Below are 22,683 nucleotides of genomic sequence, written 5' to 3'. Positions count from 1 at the left end.
CTGTCATCGACGGGCCTATTTCTGGAACGGCGCCAGCGCCACCACGGGACTGCTGACGACGAGAACCTTGAACAGTTCGCCCATCTTTCCTTCGCCGGAACCGGCCAGCCGTTCGACATCCTGACGGATGCCTTCCTGGGTTATCGGATCCTTGCTGTTGCCGAGAACCGAGGCTCGCTCGACGATGCCGAGGGCCGTCAGGAAATCGCCCTGGTAGGTGAGCCCGTTGACCTGCAGGCCCTCGGCCAGCGCCCGCCGACCCAGTTGCTCGAAGTCGACATGGCTGGTGATATCCGCTTCTCCCGGATGTTTCAGCGGCGGGTCGTACTGGTGATCGCGGATCGCCTGCAGCGTATCGCCAAAGCCGGTCGACAGGTGGCCGTAATCGATGATCAGCGCCGTGCCGCTGCCCTTGCGGATGCGGGCGCTCAAGGTTGCCATCACCGCATCGCGGGCCGGCGCCACTTCGAAGACGGTGCCGAGCGGCACGTCTTTTGCCGGCACGGGCAGAAGGTCCGGATCGATGCTGGCGGCACCGGTTGCAAAAATGAGATCGTCCTGCGCATCAAGACCGACCAGACGTTCGCGGAACCCCTGCGCGGTCTTGATGAACTGGCGGATCGGGATGGCATCGAACAGTTCGTTCGTGGCCAGCAGCACGAAGCCCTCCGGCAGGGTGTCGAAACTGTCGTGCCAGGAAATCTTCCACTTGTGGCGGATGAGCGTCTGGCTCTGGACCTTGCGCAGGCGTTCGCTGGTTTCAATCAGATGCACGGAGGCGTTTTCGTAGAGGGACGGCGCCAGTTTTTCAACGACGCGCAGGATATCGTCCATCATCGTGCCGCGGCCCGGGCCGATTTCGCAGAGAATGACCTCGTCCGGCGATCCATGCTGCTGCCAGGCCTGCACGAGGAAGATGCCGATCATCTCGCCGAAAAGCTGGCTGATTTCGGGCGCAGTGGTAAAGTCTCCGTCCCGCCCGAATGGCTCCCGGACCTGGTAATAACCGTGATCTGGATCGGCAAGGCACAGGGCAAAATAGTCGGTGACGCTGATCGGTCCGTTGAGCTGGATGATGGCCTTGATCTTTTCCGCAAGCGGCGTGGTCATCGGACGGCTCCGCTCAGGCCATGGCGGCGGCGCGACGCGCGCGCAGCACAGCCCAAAGGCCGATGAACACCATCGGCAGCGACAGCAGCATGCCCATGGTCAGCCATCCGCCGGCGAGATAGCCAAGCTGGGCATCGGGCTCGCGGAAGAATTCGACGAAGATGCGCGACAGGCCGTAGCCGCTGACGAAGACGCCTGAAACGAGGCCCGGCGATTTCAGCGCGTGGCGGCGATAGATCAAGATGGCCAGAACCGCGAGCAGAACGACGCCCTCAAGGCCTGCCTCGTAAAGCTGGCTCGGATGTCGTGCAAAGGGTCCGCCGGTCGGAAAGACCACGGCCCAGGGCGCAGACGACAGCCTGCCCCAGAGTTCTGCATTGATGAAATTGGCGATGCGTCCGAAGAACAGGCCGATCGGGACGACGGCGCAGACGATGTCGAACAGGTTCCAGATGGCAATGCCGTTGCGACGGGCAAAGACCAGCATGGCGATCAGGGTGCCGATCAGGCCACCATGGAAGGACATGCCGCCGTTCCAGATTTCCAGCGCCCGCAGCGGATTGTCGATCACCGTGCCGAGGTCGTAGAACAGGATATAGCCGATCCGCCCGCCGGCGACGATGCCGGCCGCTGCCCAGAGCAGGAAGTCGTCGAGCTGCGCTTCTGTTGCCCCCGGCTGGCCGTCACGCCAGAGGGCTGGGTTGCGTACCAGCCGGCGGGCATATTGCCAGCCGATGAGGATACCGCAGACATAGGCCAGGCCATACCAGTGGACCTGCAGCGGGCCGAGCGAAAACAGCACCGGATCGATATCCGGAAAGGGCATGATGGACAGGAGGGTCGCGAGTGTTTCCAAGGTGTTGGTTCAATTCCGGATTGATCATTGCGGCGGAACATGGCGTTCCAATTCGGCACGGTCAAGGCACAGCTGCCAAAGCGGCGTCACTGACCACTGTATTTTTCCTTGCAACGGGCGCTCTGGGCTCCTACCTCATGCGCATGGATGCCCTTCTATCAAGGGCCGTGAGGATCAATCGGAGAACGAGACGATGAGCACTGGGACAAACCGCATTCTGGATGATTTCGCCAAGCTGATGACAGATGCCGCCGGTGCCGCGCAGGGCGTGCGGCGCGAGATGGAAACCGTCTTTCGCGCCCAAGGCGAGCGCCTCCTGAATTCCATGGATGTCGTCAAGCGCGAGGAATTCGAGGCGGTGCGGGACATGGCGATCAAGGCCCGTGATGAAAACGATGCGCTTCTGGCCCGTATCGCTGCACTTGAAGCCCGCCTGTCAGACCCCGCGCAATAAGGCTTCTGTTCACCGACGGGTCATTTTCCCGCCGATCGGCGCATCGCTCTGTATGCGCCGATCCCCCGCCCGGGCCCCTGGCTCCGGCAGTGTCTGTTGCGCCAAGGTGGGACACGCTCCGCAAGCGCACACTTTCGACTTTCCCCGAATTATTTTCGCCCTGTGGACACTGCCAAAAAACGCTTACGGCAGAGTCGTTTAAGAACCGCCGCTGAATCAGTTTCGCAAGCCTTTCCACAGGCCTGCAGCGCTAATTTGGGTCTGGGGGGCTGGCACGCGGACTCCGGCATTATACACTGATTTTAAATGATGATTCGAAACGGATCACACAAGCTCCAGGCAGGGTAAGTCAGCCAGGATGACCGTGTATCCAAACAATCATAACTGTGTTCGTTTCCGGTATCTGGAGTTTGCTGCATACGTGTGTGAGCACGATGGCGCACGTCCATTGCCGGAGCATTTAGGGTGAAGCATGAGCTTGATGGAATTGGAACTTGAGCGTCAATCAAACCCGGTCGATATGATCGAGTTTGTCGCTGCCAACAATGACTGGTCCTTCGAGCGTTCCGGCGAAGACGAGATCGCCATGACCGTCGAGGGCAAGTGGACGGACTATCATGTTTCCTTCTCCTGGATGGAGGAGTTCGAGGCGCTGCATCTTGCCTGCGCCTTCGACATCAAGGTTCCCGAAAGCCGCGTCAACGAAGTCATCCGGCTGCTGTCCCACATTAACGGTCAGGTTCTGATGGGCCATTTCGATCTGTGGCGTCAGGAGGATGTGGTGATCTTCCGCCAGTCGCTGCTGCTCTCCGGGGGCGCCGAGCCGACGAACAGGCAGGTCGAAGTTCTTCTGTCGAGCGCGCTCGAGGCCTGCGAATCCTATTTCCAGGCGTTCCAGTTCGTGGTCTGGTCCGGCGTCGATGCGCAGAGCGCTGTCGAAGCCGTCATGTTCGAAACAGTCGGGGAAGCATAAACACAATGGCAGTGGGCACGGCGGGTCCGATCGTTCTGATCGGTGCGGGAAACATGGGCGGTGCAATGCTCAGCGGTTGGCTGAAAAGCGGCATTGCCGGTTCGCAGGTCCTTGTGATCGACCCGGGTCCGGCTCCAGCCATGGCCGCGCTTATTTCCGACAAGGGCGCGCGGCATGAAACAACAGCGCCGGAAGGCCTCAGGGCCGGTGTACTTTTCCTTGCCGTCAAGCCGCAGATGATGGGCGCGGTGCTGCCGCCGCTCCGGAGCCTCGTCGGCCCGGAGACCGTTGTCGTCTCCGTTGCCGCCGGCACGACGCTCTCTTTCCTGCAAACGCATCTCGGCGATGCCGCCATGGTTCGCGCCATGCCGAACACGCCGGCAATGATCGGACGCGGTGTCACGGGCGCATTTGCCAATGGCGCGGTCTCCGCAGACCAGCGCAAGCTCGTCCATGACTTGCTCAAGGTCAGCGGCCCGGTCGAATGGGTCGAAACGGAAGCCGATATCGATGCGGTGACGGCCGTTTCGGGCAGCGGCCCAGCCTATGTTTTTTATCTCGTCGAGTGCATGGCGGAAGCCGGTCGCAAGGCCGGGCTCCAGGCGGACCTCGCCATGCGTCTCGCTCGGGAAACCGTCGCGGGGGCTGGTGAACTCCTGCACCAGTCCCCCGATGACGCCTCCAGGCTGCGCCAGAACGTCACGTCTCCCGGCGGCACGACCGCCGCTGCCCTCAATGTGCTGATGGCCGAGGACGGCATGCAGCCCCTGTTCGACAAAGCGATTGCTGCAGCCCGCAAGCGCGCCGAAGAACTCGCCGGTTAAGTCGGAGAACTTCCATGTCTGAGTCCATCAGCTACGCCGATTTCGAGCGTGTCGACATCCGGGTCGGGACCATTCTGGAGGCCGCCGCCTTTCCCGAAGCGCGCAAACCGGCTTTCAAGCTGGTGATCGATTTCGGGCCGGAGATCGGCATCAAGAAGTCATCCGCCCAGATCACCGTGCATTATACGCTGGAGAGCCTCATCGGCCGCCAGGTTCTCGGCGTCGTCAATTTCCCGCCGCGCCAGATCGGGCCGTTCCGCTCCGAGGTGCTGACGCTGGGCTTCGAGGATGCGGCCGGTGCCGTTGTGCTGGCCGCTGTCGGACAGGCCGTTCCGAACGGGCAGAAGCTGCTGTAACCCGTCTTGTCGGATTTATCGTGCGGCCTCTACAGGCGTGCAGGCACAGCGGATGGCGACTTCGGCCATGATCAGTGCCAAAACGCCGGCAAGTAGAAAGCCGAAGCCGAGGGTGTGGGCTGTGCCATCGTAGAAATGCCCCATTCCAATCGCGAACAGGGTTGCAACGAGGCTTGACCCGGATGCGATCAGCGATGTGCCGAGACCGGCCATCTGTCCGAGCGGGCGCATTGCCATCGCGTTCAAATTGCCGAAGAGCAGGCCGACGGCAAAAAACGCCGCAAAACCCAGCACCAGCAGACCTATGAGCGGCAGGCGTCCGGCCCAATGGTGGGTTGCGATCACCATTGCCAGTCCTGCAAAGCTCAGGCCGACAAAGGCTGCGCGTGCCATGGCCTCCATGCCAAAGCGCTGCACGAGCTTTGCATTGACAAAGGATGCGAGCCCTATGCCCAGCGCGAGCCCTGCAAAGTACAAGGGGAACGTGTCCGTGATTCCATAGGCATCGAAGAAGAGATCCGCCGCCGTGCTCAGATACAAAAGCTGTGCCCCGAAAACGAGGCCGGTGGCGAGGATCAACAGCACGACCCGCGGATTTTTGAGAACGCGCCTGGCGTTGATGAAAAGCAGCCATGGACGAAAAGCGATGCGGCGATCCGGCGGCAGGGTCTCCGGCTGGCGCGCGACAAGCCAGGTGCCGAGAACCGCTGCAATCGCGAGATAGAACCCAAACAGGCTGCGCCATCCTGCAACGGCAATCAGGGCCTGTGCCAGCGCCGGTGCCAGCATCGGCACAAGGATGAACAGGGTGAACATGAAGGACATGATACGGGCCATGGCATCACCCTCGAACTGATCGCGGATCATCGCGCGTGTGGCGATCTTCGGGCCGGACACACCGACGCCCTGCAGAAACCGGCCGAACAGCAACATCTCGAATGATCCGGCCAGCAGGGCGATCCCTGTTCCAAGCGCGTAGACCGCAAGGCCCAGCACCAGCGCCTTCTTGCGCCCGATCGCATCTGACAGTGGCCCGAGCAGCAGTTCGCCGAAGGCCATGCCGAGGATGAAGAGCGATATGACGTGCTGGGTGGACAGCGGCGGGGAAACGTCGAGCGCCACGCCGATCTGGCGCAGTCCCGGCAGGAGCGCGTCGATGCTGAGCGAGGTCAGGGAGGTCAGGCAGGCGTAGAGCGCGATGCGTTCGCGAAAGTGGGGCATATGTGTCATCGATTGTCTGGATGAGAGCGCATCGAGCCTCTATCCATCCCGTTTCCCGAAAAATCGTCTGCCGAAGGGCAGGTGGTGACGCGGTATGTCATCACGCCGGCACCCGGATCATCGCCCTTAGCCCGCCCAGCGGGCTGTCGGACAGGGTGACATTGCCGCCATGGCTGCGCGCGATGTCACGGGCGATGGCAAGGCCAAGGCCGGTGCCGGAACTGTCGAGGTTGCGCGCTTCATCGAGCCGGAAGAACGGCTTGAAGACGTCGTCGCGGGATCGTTCCGGAATGCCGGGCCCATCGTCATCGACGGTGATCGTCAGCCATTTGCCGCTGTGGCGCGCGTCTATATGCACCGTGTTGGCGTAGCGATAGGCGTTCGACGCCAGATTGGCCACAAGACGGGTGAAGGCGTTCGGCCGCACACGGATCAGGTCGTCGCCCTCGACGGATGTCGTCAAAGCCTTGCCGTGGAGTTCTGCCTCCGCCTCGAGACGGATCATCAGGTCGTTCAGCCGCAGCTGCCCGACGTCCTCCTCGGCCTCGCCACGGGCAAAGGCGAGATAGCCCTCCAGCATGCTCTGCATGTCCTCGACATCCTGATTGAGATTGTCGAGGTCAGGGCTGGTGCCGGCCAATGCCAGTTGCAGCTTGAAGCGCGTCAATATGGTGCGCAGGTCGTGGCTGACACCGGTCAGCATGGCCGTGCGCTGTTCAATCTGTCGTTCGATACGCTCGCGCATCTGGATGAAGGCAAGGCCGGCTCGCCGGATCTCCTCGGCGCCGCGCGGCGAGAAATCGTCGATCTTCTGGCCCTTGCCGAAGCTTTCGGCGGCCTTTGCCAGCGTCAGGATCGGCCGGATCTGGCCGCGCAGGAAAAGGATCGCGATGGCCAGCAGCACGAGCGAGGCGCCGACCATCCAGACGATGAAGATATGGGTGTTGGAGGCATAGGCCTGGTTGCGGCGGGCATAGACCCGCAGGATACGATCGCCATCGATCTTGATGCGGATCTCGACGAGGTTCGAGTTTCCAACGGTGTCAATCCAGAAGGGCAGCCGGATCTGCCGGGAGATTTCCTCGCTGAGGATCTGGTCGAGAATTTCGAAGAAGGGCTTCGGGCGCGGTGCCGGCAATTCGCCGTCGGGTTCGACGGATATATTGAGGCTCAGCCGGTCGCGGGCAATGCGAATGATGTCCGCATAGTCTCCCTCCGGTTCCGCCGATATCAGGTCGATGACCGCCGCGATATCGCTGGTGACCGCGGCCGACAGGCGCTGTGTCACCATCTGCCAGTGCCGCTCCATGAAGACGAAGGCGACGACGGATTGCAGGAGCACCATCGGAATGATGACGATCAGCAGCGAGCGGGCATAGAGGCCCATGGGCAGGCGCCTGCGCATCCAGCGGGTCGCGCGTTTCCAGTAGCCGTCCCCGACCTTGGCTGCGATCCTCAGGCGGTCGCGTCGCAGGAAATCATAGCTCGCCATGCACAGCCTTTGCGGTCACGATCTTTCCTAGTCGATGCTCAGCCGGTAGCCGATGCCGCGCACCGTCTGCAGGAAAACGGGGTTCGACGGGTCATCCTCGATCTTGCGCCGGAGACGGTTGATCTGCACGTCGATAGTGCGTTCACCGACTTCTGCATCGTCGCTGACCAGTTCGTGACGCGGGATGGTCTCGCCGGCGCGCTGGGAGAACAGCATCATGATGTCCTGTTCGCGGTCGGTGAGCCGGATATGATCTGCGCCGCGCCGCAATTCCTTGCGCACCACGGAAAACGTAAACGGCCCGAAAATGACCTGCTCGACCTTCGGCGCCTGGGCGGGCGCATTGCGGCGCAGGATATTGTTGATGCGCAGGACCAGCTCGCGCGGATCGAAGGGTTTCGGCAGATAATCGTCGGCGCCGGCCTCGAGGCCCTCGATGCGGGCATTGGCTTCGGCCAGCGCCGTCAGCATGATGATCGGCACGGTCTTGATCTTGCGCAGGCTCTGGGTCAGCGAGATTCCGGTTTCGCCGGGCATCATCACATCGACGATCAGCAGATCGTAGTCGATGCCGTTCAGCTTGCGGCGGGCCTCGTCGGCGTCGCCGGCGACGGTGACGCGAAATCCCTGTTCGACCAGATAGCGATTGAGCAGGTCGCGGATGCGCCGGTCGTCGTCAACCACCAGCAGGTGGGCGGCATCGTCTGAGATCCTCGTCGTCTTCGTCATGTTGGCCAAGCCCTGTCTCTAGCGGTCGGTGCCGCTTGTATCACTGCCGGTCTTCATCCCGCCCAGAAAGCGTTTCACCGTTTCGCGCGCGCCGGGTCCTGTTTTTGCCAGTGCCGCTGCTATGCGTCGGGACTGTGGCTCGGCAAGGGCATGGGCGAAGGCTTTTCCTTCGCGCGTGGTATAGAGCTTGCGCTGGCGACGATCCTCGGGTCCGGCGACCTGATGGATATAGCCGCTGTCGATCAATTGCTTCAGGACACGGGCAAGGCTTTGCTTGGTGATCTTCAGGGTTTCCAGAAGATCGGCCACCGTCATGCCGGGTTCGCGGTCAACGAAGTGGACGACGCGGTGATGGGCACGCCCGAAACCGCGCCTTTCCAGGATCGCATCGGGATCGGAAATGAAATCGCGATAGGCAAAAAACAGCAGTTCGATAATCTCGTAGTCGATGACACCGTCATCGTTTCCCGGAGCGATCGCCGCCAGTTCCGGACGGGTGTCTTTGGGCTGTCCTGCCACGCGGTCGTTTCCTTTCACTCAGCCTGCACTTGACGACACAGTCATCAGGATATGTCAGCTTTATTGACATATTTTTCAGATTGATAGCATCAATCATTCCGGATGCCATGAACCTGCGCTTCCGTGCTTCGCAAGATAGGCGGTGACGTGCCGATCGCCAATCCACAATCTGCAATTCGCAATTCGTGGAACAGGCTTGTGTGCATTGTCGCAAGAGGGTGGAGACCGTGCGGTGGTCGCTGTGGCCAAAAAACGCTGCCGGGCGGAAGCTGCGTGATCCACAATAATCCATGCAAAAACGGCGGCCCGCGAAGGCCGCCGTTTTTGTCGTGTCGCTGCTGTTACTGGTAGACGTAGACGATCTGGCGGGTCGCTGGGTCGACCAGAACCTGGCGATCATTGACCCGTGCATAGCGATATTGGTAATCCGGGACTTCGACCATGGTCACGGTCTCCGGCACTGTGCCACCGACGATGATGTCGCCATCGATCGTCACGGTTTCGACAGGGTTGGTGTCGATATAGGTGCGCACCAGTTCCGGCGGATTGACCTCGCCGACGCGGCCAAGCAATTCGTCACCCGGCTGCGGATCCGGCGCGGCGACGGCACTGCTTGTCGTTTCATAGGTGACGACAGGCACGCCAAGGTCGACGCGGTGCTGTTCGACGATCATCGGCTGACCGCCCTGGTCGACCGACAGGTTCTCGGCAAAGACCCAGCCCCGCATGCCATTGACGTCGATGCGGCACCAGTTGCTGCCCTCGATGCAGCCATCGAGCACGCCGGCACTGCCGCGCGTTGCGAGACCGACGGTTGGATATTCCGTCCCGGGCCCGGACTGGATGTTGAGATCGGTGACGGTCGTCACGCTCATCTGGGCAAAGGCAAGCGACGTCGTCGCCGCAAGGGCAAAGCCGCTCAAGGCGATCATGTGGCGCAATTTCAGGGTGGGTTTCATGGTCTCGTTCTCCAATCTGACAATGCCACCAAAACGCCGGCGGGGCGGGGATGTTCCCCGCGGAACTTCACGAAATATGAAAATGTAAAATACTGGAATCGTTCCGTTTTCATGGGAACTTTTTGCGGGCCCGCTGGTTTATGGGCCGAACCGGAGATCGCCACCATGCAGCCACAATTGCCCCATGACCACCACACTGCCGCCGCGCAGCTTCGGCCGGTGGTCGTCACCGTCGTCACACTCAAAATCATGGTCTTTGCCTTGCTGATGACCACGCTCAACCTCCCGGCGCCGATCCATGCACCGGTGGAAATTGCCTCGATCCGTTAGTCGTCCCCTGTACTCAGCCGGCAGCTTCGCTATATCTGGGTCGATCTTTGGACCTGGTCCGTTCCTTCGGGTGCGACCCTATCGTTGGACCCGACCCAATCTTCGGGCATGAGAGGTACGGACAGCATGCTACAGGCGGGCGTTATCCCGGTTACCCATTTCCAGCAGAATTGCACGGTGCTGTTTGACACCGAAACCAAGGAAGGCGTGATCGTCGATCCCGGTGGCGACGTCGATGTCATCCTCGAAACGGTCACAGGCAACGGCATCACACTGAAGGCGATCTGGCTGACCCATGGTCATATAGACCACGCCGGTGGCGCCAAGGAACTCAAGGAAGCGCTGGGTCTCGATATCATCGGCCCGCACAAGGACGATCTGCCCCTGCTCGAAAAACTCGAAACGCAGGCTGAGCACTTTGGCCTGGCGATGAAAGTCCAGAACGTCATCCCGGACCAGTGGCTGGAGGATGGCGATACGGTCTCCTTCGGCAATCACCTTTTCGAAGTCCTGCATTGTCCAGGTCATGCGCCGGGCCACGTCGTCTATTTCAACCGCGAACAGGGTTTCGCGCATGTCGGCGACGTCTTGTTCCGCGGGTCGATCGGGCGCACCGATCTGCCGGGCGGCGACCACCAGCAGCTTCTCGATTCCATCCGCGACAAGATCCTGCCGCTGGGCGATGGCGTCGGGTTCATCTGCGGTCATGGCCCCGGCGGCCAGATCGGCGAGGAGCGGCGAACCAACCCCTATCTGCGCGGGCTCTGACGCGCCTCAGGACGCAAAAAAGGCATGCGCCGCAAAGCGCATGCCTTTGAATGTTGTCTGACCGTGGTCGCGATCAGCCGGCGGTGCAGAAATAGTCGCGACCGTCATAGCCGCGGAACGTCCCGGAGTTCGGGTTGAACGAGCGGTATCGCTGCGAGCAGTAACGGTACCAAGCCGGAGACCAGGGTTCGACCGACCCGTAGGTCTGCTGTACGACGACCGGACGCTGGCGGCGATAGACCGGGCGCGGCTCGTAATATTCGGGCTCCGGATCGATATAGACGCGTTCCCGGTAGCGCGGCTGCGAATTGGCGATGGCACCACCGATGATCACGCCGGTTGCAAGGCCGAGTGCGCCGAGTGCTATGCCGTCGCCGCGATCACTATCATGATGGCGACGATGACGGCGCCAATCTTCCGCATGGGCGACCGACAGCGTCGGCAGAACGGTCGCCGTTGCAACGATTGCAAGAACTGCTGCTTTGATGAACGTATTCATTGGTTTAATCCTGTGCATGGTCCGGATCACATTCCGTCCTTCATGATGAAAACAGAGTAGTGTGGCGAAACTGAATGCAGGCTGAACGAAAAAACCCGGCAGACCGCCGGGCTTCAACGTGAACGATTTTGCGGGTGCGGCCTTAGCCGTCGACCTGCAGGTTGACCGCCTTTGGCCCCTTGCCGCGGCGATCCGGTTCCGTGTCGAAGCTGACCTTCTGGTTTTCCGAAAGTCCGTTCAGGCCGGATGCCTGCACGGCAGAAATATGGACGAAGATATCGGCGCCACCATTGTCCGGTTTGATAAATCCAAAGCCCTTGTCGGTGTTGAAGAATTTTACAATGCCAGTCTCGGCCATGCGTCAGGTCCTTTTTCCTCTGCCCGGAGGAGCGGCGGGCAGCATCACATTATATGCCCATGGGGGCGGGGGCAGGCAGTTCTCGACTAAGAGGAAAGGATCCTGTCATTACAGCCAGTCATCAAACAGACTGCCTTGCGGCGGCCTCTTCATCCGACTGCCCGGAGCATTTTGCGTCTCCGGCGCGCATTATTCTAGGTCTTCCCATGTTCGCAAAATGCCCGAACACAGTAAGATTGATGGGTTTAGTTTAAATTGGCAAGCAAAAGTTTTTTGAAGGTCCGACGCCAAGTGGCATTGTTCAAAAACCGCGCATCTGCCGCTTTTTCGATTTTTAGGGTTTTGTATCGCAAGCTATTGAAATCATGGAATTTTACGATATTTATGCGGAAATTCTGGGCTGATTGCGTCCTTTCATGTCGCTTGCTGCCCGGCCGAACGGGCCGGCAGGACCGAGCAGATTTATTAACCGTTTGATAAAACTGGCTTCTGAAACCTTTTGTCCTGATGGAGGATTTAGTCATCCGCTCTGGCGCAATACGGTTTCTTTGGCATTGAACGGATGCTTCCTGGCGCAGGGCGCAAGCATATCCCCGCACGGGACAAATGCACGGGAAGTAACACCAAGTCTCGATGGTCGGAGCTTCTCGGCCCGGATCGGTCCGGATTGATGCTGGTTTGACGATCCTGCGCGGCCGGATGTCCCGGTGCTTGCCAGGCACCGGTCATGATCATAGCGGGGCGAGAAGTTGCGGGCTCGAGGGCATGCTGTCGATGGCCGGCCCGCTCTTCAGCAGGAGACCCTTGCCGATCAGCATCAGGCCGGCGAGCGCAAGCAGCGCGATCATCGCCAGAACGAGGGTCTCGATCGGATTGAGCCGGGCAAGGAAGCCGTGGCGCGGTGGTGTGGACATATCAGGCGTCATGGTGGGCAGCTTCCGAAATCAGGCCGCGCAGTTGCCAGCGCCACAGGCTGAAAGACGTCGCCGCCATCAGCGAGACAATGATCAGAAGCATGCCGATCTGGATATGGCGTTCGGCGCTTGAGGCGCGCGACAGTTCGACCAGGGATGCGCCTTCAACGGCGGGAATGCCACCCGTATGCATTGATCGGTCGGCCATTGACTCGGTCGTACGCCAAGCGCTCGAATGCGCGCCCGCCATCGCCGCTCCGGCCGTGCCGGCCGCCGCGGATGTCGTCAACGCCGCACCCAACGTCGTTGCCGGTTGCGGTTCAGCCGCGGCCTGTGTTCCGACACCCATGGTCATCAGCATGCCGATGGCGATTGTGCCCAGCGCCAGATGGGCCCGCCACCGCATGGGCCGCGCCGCCCTGCGTGTCGCGCCGATTTCGTGGTCGAGACCCATCGTTCCGTCCTTCAATGCCATGCAGATTGCCAAGCCCTAAAAAAGCGCAGGAAACCGGCTGGACAAGGACCGAATTGCGGCGGGCCACGTCTTTTGTTGCGGCAAAATAAAGGCATGAGAAAATTGAGGAAACATGCTGATTTTTATTAACAAATTGCAAATTTCCTTAGTGAATTCTGGTCCGCGCGATGGCGCGGCACAGACCCAATTCAATCGCCCGAAAACGGAGTCTTTTCAGCGCGCTGGCGGAAAATGCCGACAGTTTGATTCATCTTTTGTGCGGATGCCGGGACCGAAATTTTGTCAGGGTGACGCATTTTCGTGTCGGGGTGCCGGATTCCGTGGCCTTTGCGCTTGAAACGCCTGTCGTCTTTCGACATACACCTAACCGCTATGGAGCCGCGTGTTGCTCCAGAGGCGACATGCTGTTTCAACCAGTTCAGGAAACCTGACCCATGGCCTTTCTTGCCGACATCCTTTCCCGTGTGAAGCCCTCCGCCACCATCGCCGTTTCCCAGAAAGCCCGCGAGCTGAAAGCCAAAGGGCGCGATGTCATCGGTCTGGGCGCCGGCGAGCCGGATTTCGATACGCCGGACAATATCAAGAAGGCGGCGATCGACGCGATCAACCGTGGCGAGACGAAATACACACCGGTTTCGGGCATTCCGGAACTGCGCGAGGCCATCTCCAAGAAGTTCAAGCGCGAAAACAATCTCGACTACACGGCAGCGCAGACGATTGTCGGCACCGGTGGAAAGCAGATTCTTTTCAACGCCTTCATGGCCACCATGAACGCAGGCGATGAAGTCGTTATTCCAACACCTTACTGGGTGTCCTATCCGGAAATGGTGTCGATCTGCGGGGGTACGCCGGTGTTTGTCGCGACGACGCAGGAAAACAATTTCAAGCTGCGCGCCGAAGACCTCGACAAGGCGATCACCGAGAAGACCAAGTGGTTCATCTTCAATTCGCCGTCGAACCCGTCGGGTGCCGCCTACAGCCATGACGAACTGAAGGCGCTGACGGACGTGCTCCTGAAGCACCCGCATGTCTGGATCCTGACCGACGACATGTACGAGCACCTGACCTATGGCGACTTCAAGTTCGCGACCCCGGTCGAGGTCGAGCCGAAGCTCTATGATCGCACCCTGACCATGAACGGCGTTTCCAAGGCCTATGCGATGACCGGATGGCGCATCGGCTACGCCGCCGGCCCGCTGGAGCTGATCAAGGCGATGGACATGATCCAGGGCCAGCAGACCTCCGGCGCCTGCTCGATCGCCCAGTGGGCGGCCGTCGAGGCGCTGAACGGCACGCAGGCTTTCATTCCGGAAAACAAGAAGATATTCGAAGGCCGCCGCGATCTCGTCGTGTCGATGCTCAACCAGGCGACCGGCATCGAGTGCCCGTCACCGGAAGGTGCGTTCTACGTCTATCCGTCCTGCAAGGGGCTGATCGGCAAGACGGCACCGACCGGCAAAGTTATCGAGACCGACGAGGATTTTGTTTCGGAACTGCTGGAATCCGAAGGTGTCGCCGTTGTTCACGGCTCGGCCTTTGGTCTGGGCCCGAACTTCCGCATCTCCTATGCGACATCAGAAGAATTGCTGGAAGAAGCCTGCAAGCGCATCCAGCGCTTCGCCGCCGCCTGCAAGTAAAGTTCGCCATTTGAAAATCGGCTCCGCCGGAAACGGCTGAGCCCATTCTGTTTGGGGATCGCAGGGGACGGACAGTCCGTGCCGCCATGACCCTTTGTCGCCGGCGTAATGAAGCCAAAGCCGGCTACCCGGCACGGGCGCAGGGCATAGCCGGAAGAGACTGGCGTTAAGCCTGGTCCGGGGCGTGATCGTTGAGGATCAGCTGCATGAAAGTCAGGTCCAGCCAGCGGCCGAACTTGGTGCCGACTTCGCGCATCTGGCCGGTCACTTCGAAGCCGAGCGTCTCGTGCAGGCGGATCGAGCCGGCATTGCCTGTCTCGATGCCGGCGACCATGACATGTTTGCCGCAGCCCTTGGCGCGCTCGATCAGGGCAAGCATCAACTGACGACCGATGCCGCCGCCGCGCTGGGTTTTCTCGACATAGACGGAATGTTCGACGGTGTGCCGGTAGCCGTCAAAGGCGCGCCAGTCGCCAAACGAGGCGTAACCGGCGACGAGACCGTCTTGGGTCACCGCAACCAGCACCGGATAGCCGCTGCGGACCCGGTCGGCGAGCCAGTTGGCGCGGTTGGCGATGTCGACTTCGCGCTCGTTCCAGATCGCAGTGGTGTTGGCGACGGCGTCGTTGTAGATGGCGCAGATTGCCGCCAGATCGTTTTCGTCTGCATCCCGTATCTGCACTGAAATCCCCGTCCTTGTCGCTGTGGTGGTCGCTGTTGGCTCACGCGGTGGCGTGTTGCCACAGTCCGGCGCGGGCAACAACTCTCCAAAACAAAAATCCCGCCACGCGGGCGGGATTTTCCAGATGTCTTATCGCCGAAAGGCTCAGGCAGCCTGATCCAGCGTCGGATAGTCGGTGTAGCCCTTTGCACCGCCACCATAGAAGGTCTGCTGATCCGGCGTGTTGAGCGGCGCATCATCCTTCAGGCGCTCGACCAGGTCCGGATTGGCGATGAACGGCTTGCCGAAGGCGACGAGATCGGCATGACCCTTTTCGACAGCCTCGAGCGCCAGCGCGCGGTCATAGCCATTGTTGGCCATCCAGGCGGCTGCACCGCCCGCATTCTTGTAGGCTGCCCGCAGCGCATCATAGTCAAAGGGCGTGTCGCCCTGCTGGAAGTCGCGCGGACCGCCGGTGGCACCTTCGATGATGTGGATATAGGCGAGCTTGTACTTGGCCAGGCCTTCGACGACATGGGCAAACAGCGGCTGTGCATCCGGATCGGAGGCGTCATTGGCGGGGGTCACCGGCGAGATGCGGATGCCGGTCTTGCCGTCGCCGATTTCCTTGGTGATCGCATCGGTCACTTCGAACAGGAAGCGCGCGCGATTCTCGATGGCGCCGCCATAGGCGTCGGTGCGGACATTGGAGCCCGAGCGCAGGAACTGGTCGATCAGATAGCCGTTGGCGGCATGGATCTCGACACCGTCAAAACCCGCATCGATCGCGGCGCGGGCGGCCTTGCGGTAATCCTCGACGATACCTGGGATTTCCGAAAGTTCGAGGGCACGCGGCTCGGACGTGTCGGCAAAGGTGCCGGTGCCGTCGTCATTGATCAGGTAGGTCTTGGACTTCGCCTGGATCGCCGAAGCGGAGACCGGCTTGCCGCCATCCGGCTGCAGCGAAGTGTGGGAGATACGGCCGACATGCCACATCTGCACGACGATCTTGCCGCCTGCTTTGTGCACGCCGTCTGTGACGGCCTTCCAGCCATCCAGTGCTTCCTTGGTGTAGAGACCGGGAACGTCGGCATAACCCTGTCCCTGGTGGGTGATCGCGGTGGCCTCGGTGATCAGCAGGCCGGCCGAGGCGCGCTGCTCGTAGTAGGCGGCGACAAGCGGGCCGGGCACGGCCTTGGGCGACCGGTTGCGGGTCAGCGGCGCCATGACGATCCGGTTGGAAAGCGTGATGTCGCCGATCGTGATGGGGTCAAACAATGTGGGCATGGGATTATCCATTTCAGGGTTGGGATTGGGTCTTGGGAGAGGGCGTGTAGAGCGCGGATCAGAGCGTCCTGCTGATATCGGTGAGGAAGGCCGCGATTGTCTCTTCGTTGCGTCGATAGAAGATCCACTGGCCGACCCTGCGGGTGCTGACCAGTCCGGCACGTTGCAACGTTGCCAGATGGGCTGAAACGGTCGATTGCGACAGGCCGCAGCGCTCGAACTGGCTGGCGCAGACGCCCATGTCGAGCGGATGCTCCTGGTTTGAAAAATGCGCCTGCGGTTCCTTCAGCCAGGCGAGCATTTCGATGCGCTTGGGGTGGGCCAGCGCTTTCAGGATTTCGTCCTTGTCCATCGTCCGTTTCCGATCATCGATCGCTTCGAAATCGCCAAATCGCGATTTATCGATATATGGATCGGAAATTCCCGATATCAAGTCACGAAGCCGTGAAATCGAAATCTGCCGACGGTTCAGCTGGTAAACCTGCCTGCCGATCAGGCAAAAAAAAGGACCGCAAGAAAACTTGGGTCCTGTAAGGTTGAAGGTTTCCAAAACCTCCAGAGGGGAACAGCTGCTGCGGCGGCACTGGGAGGAAAATGGGCCACCGAAACTGCAACAGCTGAACTGGATATGGAAAGCCGCTGCGCCGATTTCAAGAGCTGGCAGTGTAAATCAATACAACCATGCGGTGATCTCGAAAAAAGCGCAAAAAAAGAGGGCCACAAGAAAACTTGGGCCCTTTATAGTTATGAAGGTAATTAACCTCCAGAGGGGAACAGCTGCTGCGGTGGCACTGGGAGGAAAAAAGCCACCAAACTGCATCAGCTGCAGTCGGTATGATGGTTTTTTGTGCGCTTAGCAATTAATCCTTATGCATGTCAGCCATGTGCTGGGCGCACCGCTGCGCATAAAACAGGCGTATTGTTCGTGCTTGCGCGGCGGAGAATTCCAATGAGGCAGCAAAATCATGATAAAACAAAGGCTTGCCGACGGGTATCAGGCAAGCCTTTTATTTGAGCAGTTTTTCAAGCCGTCAGAAACTCCAGTTGCGCGCCTTTGCGACGATGAAATCGCGAAAAACCTTCAGCTTTGCGGCGTTCTTCATCTCGTCGGGGTAGCAGAAATAGGTATCGAAGGAGGGGATGTCGGCCCCGATCGGCAGCTGGATCAGGCCGGGATCGCGCCCGACAATATAGTCCGGAAGCATGGCAACGCCGATGCCCAGCAGGCAGGCGCGCTTGATCGAGGTCTGGCTGTTGATCTGCAGGTGCGAGGGGCGCGGATTGTCGCTGTCGCGCCCGGCGATTTCCAGCCAGTTGACGTCCAGCAGATAGTTGGGCGCCGGCTCTCCGAAGGTGATGATGCGATGATTGTCGAGATCCTCGACGCTCTGCGGTTCGCCGAACTTGTTGATGTAGGAGGGGGCTGCATAGACGTGCATGTGCACGGTGAAGAGCTTGCGCTGGATGAGGTCGGACTGCTGCGGCTGGCGCAGCCGGATGGCGCAGTCGGCATGGCGCATGTTCACGTCCAGCTCCTCATTGTCGAGGATCAACTGGACCTGCATTTCCGGATAGAGCGAGAGGAATTCCTGGACCTTGTCGGTCAGCCAGCCCTGGCCGAGCCCGACCGTCGTGGTGATGCGCAGCTTGCCCGACGGCTTGTCGGTTGTCTCTGTCAGCTGGACCTTGACGCTTTCCAGCTTCATCAGCACTTCATGGGCGGTGCGATAGAGGATTTCGCCCTGTTCGGTGAGGATCAGGCCGCGCGCGTGGCGGTGGAACAGCTTGATGCCGACATCCTGCTCCAGTGACGAGACCTGGCGGCTGATGGCGGATTGCGACAGATGCAGCTTGTCGGCTGCGTGGGTAAAGGATCCCGCTTCTGCCGCCGCATGAAAAATGCGCAGTTTGTCCCAGTCTAGCGGCATGCTTTCCCCCATATGCGATCGTGACGGAAAATGCCCTCGCTTTTCCCGCCCGCCAGCCGTTTGGTCTGTTCCCACTCCGGAGCGGGTGGTTCCGCTCCGATTGTTCGCGGCTTCTATTCGGCCGCAATTGCGACGGGCATGTGACCCGCCAGGTATTTTTCCGCTTCGAGCGCCGCCATGCAGCCCATGCCAGCCGCGGTGATAGCCTGACGATAAATGTCGTCGGTCACATCGCCGGCTGCATAAATTCCTGGAATATCAGTGGCAGTTGAATCCGGTGCTGTCCAGAGGTAGCCGTTCGGCTTGATCCGCAGCTTGTCCTTGAACAGTTCGACCGCCGGTGCATGGCCGATCGCCACGAAGACACCGTCGATCGGCATGGCGCTTTCCGCCCCGGTCTTGGTGTTGCGCAGCGTCACACCGCTGACGGAGGCCGGCATGGGCGGCTTTGGCGGCGTGCCGGTATAGGCGGTCACCTCGTGATCCCAGATGATCTTGACGTTCGGCTTGGCAAACAGGCGTTCCTGCAGGATGCGCTCCGCGCGAAAGCTGTCGCGGCGGTGAATGACGGTCACGGTCTTTGCCAGGTTCGACAGATAGAGCGCTTCCTCGACGGCCGAATTGCCGCCGCCGACGACGATCACGTCCTTGTTGCGATAGAAGAAGCCGTCGCAGGTGGCGCAGGCCGAGACGCCGAAGCCCATGAATGCAGGTTCGCTCTCGATCCCGAGCCACTTGGCTTTTGCGCCGGTGCAGATGATCAGCACGTCGGCTGTCCAGTCGGTGCCGCTGTCGGTCTTCAGCCGGAAGGGACGCACCGACGTGTCGACGTCGGTCACCAGGTCATTGACGATCTCGGCGCCGACATGCTGCGCCTGCTTGAGCATCTGCTCCATCATCCAGGGCCCCTGGACCGGATCGGCATAGCCCGGATAATTCTCGACATCGGTGGTGATCATCAACTGCCCACCCTGTTCCATGCCGGCGATCAGCACGGGATTGAGCATGGCACGCGCCGCATAGATCGCCGCCGTATAACCGGCCGGACCGGAGCCGATGATGAGAACCTTGGTGTGGCGGGATGTCATGGTCGAAATCCTTGCGCCCCGGGGCGGCAATGCCTGTCCTGCAGCGGGCGTGTGAATGTGTTTCAGAGCTTGCCTTAGTTTAGGGATTCCGGGTGCCTTGTTTCAAGGGCAAGACGTGCGATACACACAGGTGGATGGCTCGGAAGAGGTCTTTGACAAGGTTTTTGTTCATGGATGACTGGATCTGCTCGTCGGCCAGGCCATATGGATGCTAGGAACACGCGGGTTTAGGTAAGAATTTTTAAAGGCAGGCCGTGAACAAACGACAACACCCCTATCCGTTCCGGACGGTGACGGATTTCGCGAATGATAGAAATCTTGTCGATCGCATGCTGACATGGCTGGATACCCAGAGGGTTTCGTCCAGGCGTAAAAAGACCGCCGAGCATGTTCCTCTTGACCTGCTGCAACCCAAGGCGTTCCGTCCACTGGGCGCGGGCGATATGCCGCTAGTTTTCCTTGCGCACAACGACTTCAAGTTCATGCGATCGCTACTGGCGCATTATCGGGCGCTGGGCGTGACACGGTTCATCTGTGTCGATGATCGCTCGGACGATGGAACGCGGGAGTTTCTCTGTGCCCAGTCGGATGTCGATGTTTGGGTGTCTGGCGTCCGCTACCGGGAGGCAAAGCGGGGCAAGCTTTGGCGCGAGTGGCTCTTTGCCCGTTATGGCAAGAACCGCTGGTATCTCAATATCGATGCCGACGAATATCTGGTCTATGACGAATGCGACAAGCGCCGCTTGCCCGATCTCATCCAGCACTTGGAGAGCCGCGGTATTCGTCGTTTGTCCGCACCGATGATCGACATGTATCCTGCCGGCAGCGTTGCCTCTTTCACGTTCGATGGCACGGATGACCGCAGACCCTGGGACGTCGCGAACTCGATTGACGGCGACGGTTACGTCATCGAGCGCATGAAACGGTTTGCCAGCCTGTGCGGAGGTCCGCGCGTCCGAAAGTTCGGGACGGAAGCCGAGTTGATGAAATATCCCCTGTTATACTGGGACGACGCCTGCAGCTACGGCGTCAGCATTCACCAGCCTCTGCCGTTCGAACGTAATTTTCAGCCGATTCTGGGCGTCTTGCTGCATTTCAAGTTTTTCGCCGATTTCCAGCAGAAAACGCAGGATGCCGTCGCCGACAAACAGTATTTCAACGGAGCGCAAGAGTATCAGCGGATCCTCGATGCTGTCGCGGAAAGCGGCGAGCTGGACTTTGTGTATGCAGGCACCGTCGAATATAAAGGGGTGAAGCAATTGCTGGATCTCGGCTTTATGCGGTCACCCTGGACCTTGTAGGAAATTCTGGATTTTGTAGGAAATATGGTAACGCCATGCGCATTGGGACAATCGCCTATTATCTGAATGTCGTGCGCGCGTTTGTTCTGCCCGGCCATTTTCGCATCGGCAGCAAGAGCCAGATTCTCTCTGGTGCCTATATCAATGCCTATCGTGGCACTGTGCGGATCGGAAAACGGGCGAAGATCAATCGCGGTGCGATCATCGATGCGCAGAAGGGCTCGATCGTTCTGGGCGACAATGTTTCGATCAATCCCTACAGCATACTCTATGGTCTCGGCGGCATCACGATCGGAGACCATGTGCGCATCGCTGCGCAGGTTGTCATCGTCTCCTTTGATCACAATTACCAGGACCGCAAGAAACCGATCACCATGCAGGGCGTCACCCTAAAGCCGATTGTCATTGAAGATGATGTCTGGATCGGCGCCGGTGCAAAGATCCTTGGCGGCTCGTATGTTGCACGCGGCTGTATCATAGGCGCCAATGCGGTCGTCAAAGGCAGAACTGAGCCCTACGGAATTTACGTTGGAAGCCCGGCGGTCCGTCTGAAGGATCGGGGGACGGATGACGGGACGCTCTTGCTGGAAACGTGAAAAGCCAATAGCTGATAATCCGAGTGCCGGGCTTTTCCGGATAACGCCTGCCGGATTGACGCCCGCCGGCAACTCGGGAGCGAAGGTTGCCGTTTCAAGGATCTCAACGCATGGCTTTACGCGCTGAACTCGATGCGATCGACCTGAAGATCCTGCGGGAACTTCAGCAGGATGGTCGCATGACCAATGTGGAACTGGCCGCGCGGGTCGGCATTTCCGCACCGCCCTGCCTGAGGCGTGTCCGCAAGCTGGAAGAGGCGGGCGTCATCAAGGGCTACAGGGCGATGCTTAACGCCTCTTCGCTCGGGTATGAACTCGTCGCCTTCTGCATGGTTGGTCTCAAGCATCAGGCCGATGGCAACCTCAAGGCGTTTTCCGCGATGACCGTTGACTGGCCCCTTGTCCGCCAGGCATGGATGGTGTCCGGCGAGACTGATTTTCTACTGGAGTGCGTGGCGGAGAACCTTGCGGCATTTCAGGATTTTGTTATTGAGGAACTGATAGCGACCGACAATGTCGATGCCGTCAGAACCATGTTGACCATCCGGCAGATCAAGAACATCGGTTTGGTCCAGGTATAGTTTGATACGCAGGCATTGCGTCGGCAGTGTTGCGTCCAGCCAAGTTAGGAATATCCGTTGAACAAGCTGCTGAGGTCGCTCCGAAACAGATACCGCAAATTGTTTCAGGTGCGTTCTGTGACGATCTCGGGCATCCAGATTAACTGCGCGCCGGGTCATATACCAGATTCTGTGCGGCACGCGCTTTACAAGGATATTTACGAGGATACCGAACGCGTTCTCATTGCCAAGGTCGTCAAACCGGGCATGAAGGTGCTGGAGATTGGCACAGGGATCGGCTTCATCAGCCTTCTGGCAACCCGCCTGGCCGGCGATGGCAATGTGGTTTCGTTCGAGGCCAACCCGGAGCTGGAACCCATTATTCGAGACAACTTTGCGCGCAACAATCGTGTGCCCAATCTCGTGATGAATGCTGTCACGGTCGATGGACAGCCAATCAGCTTTTTCAGAAGCGACAACATCATTTCCTCAAGCCTCTATGACCGCAAACGCCAGGACGAGAAGATTACCGTCCAGAGCACGGCGCTGGCGGACATTCTCGAGCAGCACGATCCGAATGTCCTGATCATGGATGTGGAGGGCGCGGAAATCGATCTCCTCGGCGCTGGCAGCCTCAAGAGCATCCAGCACATCATCGTCGAAGTTCACCCGCATATTGTCGGTGACGAGAAAATAGCGTTGCTGCTGAAGAGCCTTGAGGAGCGCGGGTTTATGATCAAGGAGCGTATCCGCAAGACGGCTTATCTTGTAAGGCCAGCCTGACGGGA

At 59.7% G+C, this 22,683-nt stretch carries 27 protein-coding genes; 11 read left to right on the top strand and 16 right to left on the bottom strand.

Annotated features, from left to right (window positions below; translation table 11 throughout):
- Positions 1-15 precede the first annotated feature (15 nt).
- Together AX760_RS12115 and lgt are read right to left on the bottom strand one after the other, a co-directional pair.
- On the bottom strand, positions 16-1,110 hold the full coding sequence (locus AX760_RS12115; RefSeq protein WP_071833141.1) for a class I SAM-dependent methyltransferase: 1,095 nt from the start codon (positions 1,108-1,110) through the stop codon (positions 16-18).
- Positions 1,111-1,123: 13 nt separating this feature from the next.
- A complete protein-coding gene (lgt, locus tag AX760_RS12110; protein ID WP_071833140.1) occupies positions 1,124-1,966 on the bottom strand; it encodes a prolipoprotein diacylglyceryl transferase in 843 nt (280 codons plus the stop codon).
- 193 nt (positions 1,967-2,159) lie between these two features.
- On the opposite strand from lgt, the gene AX760_RS12105 reads away from it, so the two are divergent.
- The 4 genes from AX760_RS12105 (at position 2,160) to AX760_RS12090 (ending at position 4,573) form a co-directional block, all read left to right on the top strand.
- Positions 2,160-2,420, top strand: coding sequence for an accessory factor UbiK family protein (locus AX760_RS12105; RefSeq protein ID WP_071833139.1), 261 nt, complete (start codon positions 2,160-2,162; stop codon positions 2,418-2,420).
- 472 nt (positions 2,421-2,892) lie between these two features.
- Entirely contained in the window at positions 2,893-3,393 is a 501-nt protein-coding gene (locus AX760_RS12100) for a type III secretion system chaperone family protein (RefSeq protein ID WP_071833138.1), read from the top strand.
- 5 nt (positions 3,394-3,398) lie between these two features.
- Positions 3,399-4,217 (top strand): pyrroline-5-carboxylate reductase, encoded by an 819-nt coding sequence (gene proC, locus AX760_RS12095; protein ID WP_071833137.1) that lies wholly within the window; start codon positions 3,399-3,401, stop codon positions 4,215-4,217.
- A 14-nt stretch (positions 4,218-4,231) separates the two neighbouring features.
- The gene (locus AX760_RS12090) at positions 4,232-4,573 is read left to right on the top strand and encodes a tRNA-binding protein (protein ID WP_071833136.1); all 342 of its coding nucleotides are present in this window, start codon (positions 4,232-4,234) and stop codon (positions 4,571-4,573) included.
- A 15-nt stretch (positions 4,574-4,588) separates the two neighbouring features.
- Here AX760_RS12090 and AX760_RS12085 read toward each other — a convergent pair whose 3' ends face one another.
- The 5 genes from AX760_RS12085 to AX760_RS12065 all read right to left on the bottom strand — a co-directional run bounded on the left by AX760_RS12085 (position 4,589) and on the right by AX760_RS12065 (position 9,481).
- Positions 4,589-5,803, bottom strand: coding sequence for a multidrug effflux MFS transporter (locus tag AX760_RS12085; protein WP_245295002.1), 1,215 nt, complete (start codon positions 5,801-5,803; stop codon positions 4,589-4,591).
- Between the two features lie 91 nt (positions 5,804-5,894).
- Positions 5,895-7,286, bottom strand: coding sequence for an ATP-binding protein (locus AX760_RS12080; protein WP_071833135.1), 1,392 nt, complete (start codon positions 7,284-7,286; stop codon positions 5,895-5,897).
- Between the two features lie 27 nt (positions 7,287-7,313).
- Positions 7,314-8,015, bottom strand: coding sequence for a response regulator (locus AX760_RS12075; RefSeq protein WP_071833300.1), 702 nt, complete (start codon positions 8,013-8,015; stop codon positions 7,314-7,316).
- Positions 8,016-8,033: 18 nt separating this feature from the next.
- A complete protein-coding gene (locus tag AX760_RS12070; protein WP_087149233.1) occupies positions 8,034-8,501 on the bottom strand; it encodes a MarR family winged helix-turn-helix transcriptional regulator in 468 nt (155 codons plus the stop codon).
- A 374-nt stretch (positions 8,502-8,875) separates the two neighbouring features.
- Positions 8,876-9,481 (bottom strand): DUF1236 domain-containing protein, encoded by a 606-nt coding sequence (locus tag AX760_RS12065; RefSeq protein ID WP_071833299.1) that lies wholly within the window; start codon positions 9,479-9,481, stop codon positions 8,876-8,878.
- A 177-nt stretch (positions 9,482-9,658) separates the two neighbouring features.
- On the opposite strand from AX760_RS12065, the gene AX760_RS27210 reads away from it, so the two are divergent.
- Together AX760_RS27210 and AX760_RS12060 are read left to right on the top strand one after the other, a co-directional pair.
- Entirely contained in the window at positions 9,659-9,823 is a 165-nt protein-coding gene (locus AX760_RS27210) for a hypothetical protein (protein WP_175552056.1), read from the top strand.
- A 126-nt stretch (positions 9,824-9,949) separates the two neighbouring features.
- Entirely contained in the window at positions 9,950-10,591 is a 642-nt protein-coding gene (locus AX760_RS12060; RefSeq protein ID WP_071833133.1) for an MBL fold metallo-hydrolase, read from the top strand.
- Positions 10,592-10,664: 73 nt separating this feature from the next.
- Here AX760_RS12060 and AX760_RS12055 read toward each other — a convergent pair whose 3' ends face one another.
- The 4 genes from AX760_RS12055 to AX760_RS12040 form a co-directional block, all read right to left on the bottom strand.
- Complete coding sequence (locus tag AX760_RS12055) at positions 10,665-11,090, bottom strand: BA14K family protein (RefSeq protein ID WP_071833132.1); 426 nt, start codon at positions 11,088-11,090, stop codon at positions 10,665-10,667.
- Positions 11,091-11,232: 142 nt separating this feature from the next.
- On the bottom strand, positions 11,233-11,448 hold the full coding sequence (locus AX760_RS12050; protein ID WP_071833131.1) for a cold-shock protein: 216 nt from the start codon (positions 11,446-11,448) through the stop codon (positions 11,233-11,235).
- Positions 11,449-12,179: 731 nt separating this feature from the next.
- Positions 12,180-12,374 carry a hypothetical protein gene (locus AX760_RS12045; RefSeq protein ID WP_071833130.1) on the bottom strand — a complete coding sequence of 65 codons (195 nt, stop codon included), beginning with the start codon at positions 12,372-12,374 and terminating at the stop codon, positions 12,180-12,182.
- Positions 12,364-12,837 (bottom strand): hypothetical protein, encoded by a 474-nt coding sequence (locus AX760_RS12040; RefSeq protein WP_139276016.1) that lies wholly within the window; start codon positions 12,835-12,837, stop codon positions 12,364-12,366. The genes AX760_RS12045 and AX760_RS12040 overlap by 11 nt, the downstream gene beginning before the upstream one ends.
- Before the next feature lie 434 nt (positions 12,838-13,271).
- Here AX760_RS12040 and AX760_RS12035 point away from each other — a divergent pair, with 434 nt between their 5' ends.
- Positions 13,272-14,474: a pyridoxal phosphate-dependent aminotransferase gene (locus AX760_RS12035; protein WP_071833128.1), complete on the top strand. Its 1,203-nt coding sequence runs from the start codon at positions 13,272-13,274 to the stop codon at positions 14,472-14,474.
- A gap of 166 nt (positions 14,475-14,640) precedes the next feature.
- On the opposite strand, the gene AX760_RS12030 is transcribed toward AX760_RS12035, so the two are convergent.
- The 5 genes from AX760_RS12030 to trxB all read right to left on the bottom strand — a co-directional run bounded on the left by AX760_RS12030 (position 14,641) and on the right by trxB (position 19,438).
- Entirely contained in the window at positions 14,641-15,156 is a 516-nt protein-coding gene (locus tag AX760_RS12030; RefSeq protein WP_071833127.1) for a GNAT family N-acetyltransferase, read from the bottom strand.
- Positions 15,157-15,300: 144 nt separating this feature from the next.
- The gene (locus tag AX760_RS12025; RefSeq protein WP_071833126.1) at positions 15,301-16,422 is read right to left on the bottom strand and encodes an alkene reductase; all 1,122 of its coding nucleotides are present in this window, start codon (positions 16,420-16,422) and stop codon (positions 15,301-15,303) included.
- Positions 16,423-16,480: 58 nt separating this feature from the next.
- On the bottom strand, positions 16,481-16,774 hold the full coding sequence (locus tag AX760_RS12020) for an ArsR/SmtB family transcription factor (protein ID WP_071833298.1): 294 nt from the start codon (positions 16,772-16,774) through the stop codon (positions 16,481-16,483).
- A gap of 679 nt (positions 16,775-17,453) precedes the next feature.
- Positions 17,454-18,350 (bottom strand): LysR family transcriptional regulator VtlR, encoded by an 897-nt coding sequence (locus AX760_RS12015; RefSeq protein ID WP_071833297.1) that lies wholly within the window; start codon positions 18,348-18,350, stop codon positions 17,454-17,456.
- A 113-nt stretch (positions 18,351-18,463) separates the two neighbouring features.
- A complete protein-coding gene (trxB, locus tag AX760_RS12010; RefSeq protein ID WP_071833125.1) occupies positions 18,464-19,438 on the bottom strand; it encodes a thioredoxin-disulfide reductase in 975 nt (324 codons plus the stop codon).
- 329 nt (positions 19,439-19,767) lie between these two features.
- On the opposite strand from trxB, the gene AX760_RS12005 reads away from it, so the two are divergent.
- The 4 genes from AX760_RS12005 to AX760_RS11990 all read left to right on the top strand — a co-directional run bounded on the left by AX760_RS12005 (position 19,768) and on the right by AX760_RS11990 (position 22,678).
- A complete protein-coding gene (locus AX760_RS12005) occupies positions 19,768-20,739 on the top strand; it encodes a glycosyltransferase family 2 protein (RefSeq protein WP_071833296.1) in 972 nt (323 codons plus the stop codon).
- Positions 20,740-20,774: 35 nt separating this feature from the next.
- Positions 20,775-21,335 (top strand): acyltransferase, encoded by a 561-nt coding sequence (locus AX760_RS12000; RefSeq protein ID WP_071833124.1) that lies wholly within the window; start codon positions 20,775-20,777, stop codon positions 21,333-21,335.
- Between the two features lie 110 nt (positions 21,336-21,445).
- Entirely contained in the window at positions 21,446-21,916 is a 471-nt protein-coding gene (locus AX760_RS11995) for an Lrp/AsnC family transcriptional regulator (protein WP_071833123.1), read from the top strand.
- Positions 21,917-22,087: 171 nt separating this feature from the next.
- Positions 22,088-22,678: an FkbM family methyltransferase gene (locus AX760_RS11990; protein ID WP_139276014.1), complete on the top strand. Its 591-nt coding sequence runs from the start codon at positions 22,088-22,090 to the stop codon at positions 22,676-22,678.
- Positions 22,679-22,683 lie beyond the last annotated feature (5 nt).

It is taken from the genome of Pararhizobium antarcticum (assembly GCF_001885585.1).
GTDB classification, from domain to species: domain Bacteria; phylum Pseudomonadota; class Alphaproteobacteria; order Rhizobiales; family Rhizobiaceae; genus Pararhizobium; species Pararhizobium antarcticum.
The sequence above is the reverse complement of the archived record's forward strand: the minus strand, read 5'-3'. Positions and strand labels throughout refer to the sequence as shown.

Bases quoted from the DNA above. Each gene is read 5' to 3' on its own strand.
- AX760_RS12115 (WP_071833141.1), bottom strand. From the start codon at position 1,110: ATGACCACGCCGCTTGCGGAAAAGATCAAGGCCATCATCCAGCTCAAC.
- AX760_RS12105 (WP_071833139.1), top strand. From the start codon at position 2,160: ATGAGCACTGGGACAAACCGCATTCTGGATGATTTCGCCAAGCTGATG.
- AX760_RS12100 (WP_071833138.1), top strand. From the start codon at position 2,893: ATGAGCTTGATGGAATTGGAACTTGAGCGTCAATCAAACCCGGTCGAT.
- proC (WP_071833137.1), top strand. From the start codon at position 3,399: ATGGCAGTGGGCACGGCGGGTCCGATCGTTCTGATCGGTGCGGGAAAC.
- AX760_RS12090 (WP_071833136.1), top strand. From the start codon at position 4,232: ATGTCTGAGTCCATCAGCTACGCCGATTTCGAGCGTGTCGACATCCGG.
- AX760_RS12085 (WP_245295002.1), bottom strand. From the start codon at position 5,803: ATGACACATATGCCCCACTTTCGCGAACGCATCGCGCTCTACGCCTGC.
- AX760_RS12080 (WP_071833135.1), bottom strand. From the start codon at position 7,286: ATGGCGAGCTATGATTTCCTGCGACGCGACCGCCTGAGGATCGCAGCC.
- AX760_RS12075 (WP_071833300.1), bottom strand. From the start codon at position 8,015: ATGACGAAGACGACGAGGATCTCAGACGATGCCGCCCACCTGCTGGTG.
- AX760_RS27210 (WP_175552056.1), top strand. From the start codon at position 9,659: ATGCAGCCACAATTGCCCCATGACCACCACACTGCCGCCGCGCAGCTT.
- AX760_RS12060 (WP_071833133.1), top strand. From the start codon at position 9,950: ATGCTACAGGCGGGCGTTATCCCGGTTACCCATTTCCAGCAGAATTGC.
- AX760_RS12055 (WP_071833132.1), bottom strand. From the start codon at position 11,090: ATGAATACGTTCATCAAAGCAGCAGTTCTTGCAATCGTTGCAACGGCG.
- AX760_RS12050 (WP_071833131.1), bottom strand. From the start codon at position 11,448: ATGGCCGAGACTGGCATTGTAAAATTCTTCAACACCGACAAGGGCTTT.
- AX760_RS12045 (WP_071833130.1), bottom strand. From the start codon at position 12,374: ATGACGCCTGATATGTCCACACCACCGCGCCACGGCTTCCTTGCCCGG.
- AX760_RS12040 (WP_139276016.1), bottom strand. From the start codon at position 12,837: ATGGCATTGAAGGACGGAACGATGGGTCTCGACCACGAAATCGGCGCG.
- AX760_RS12035 (WP_071833128.1), top strand. From the start codon at position 13,272: ATGGCCTTTCTTGCCGACATCCTTTCCCGTGTGAAGCCCTCCGCCACC.
- AX760_RS12025 (WP_071833126.1), bottom strand. From the start codon at position 16,422: ATGCCCACATTGTTTGACCCCATCACGATCGGCGACATCACGCTTTCC.
- AX760_RS12020 (WP_071833298.1), bottom strand. From the start codon at position 16,774: ATGGACAAGGACGAAATCCTGAAAGCGCTGGCCCACCCCAAGCGCATC.
- AX760_RS12015 (WP_071833297.1), bottom strand. From the start codon at position 18,350: ATGCCGCTAGACTGGGACAAACTGCGCATTTTTCATGCGGCGGCAGAA.
- trxB (WP_071833125.1), bottom strand. From the start codon at position 19,438: ATGACATCCCGCCACACCAAGGTTCTCATCATCGGCTCCGGTCCGGCC.
- AX760_RS12005 (WP_071833296.1), top strand. From the start codon at position 19,768: ATGCTGACATGGCTGGATACCCAGAGGGTTTCGTCCAGGCGTAAAAAG.
- AX760_RS12000 (WP_071833124.1), top strand. From the start codon at position 20,775: ATGCGCATTGGGACAATCGCCTATTATCTGAATGTCGTGCGCGCGTTT.
- AX760_RS11995 (WP_071833123.1), top strand. From the start codon at position 21,446: ATGGCTTTACGCGCTGAACTCGATGCGATCGACCTGAAGATCCTGCGG.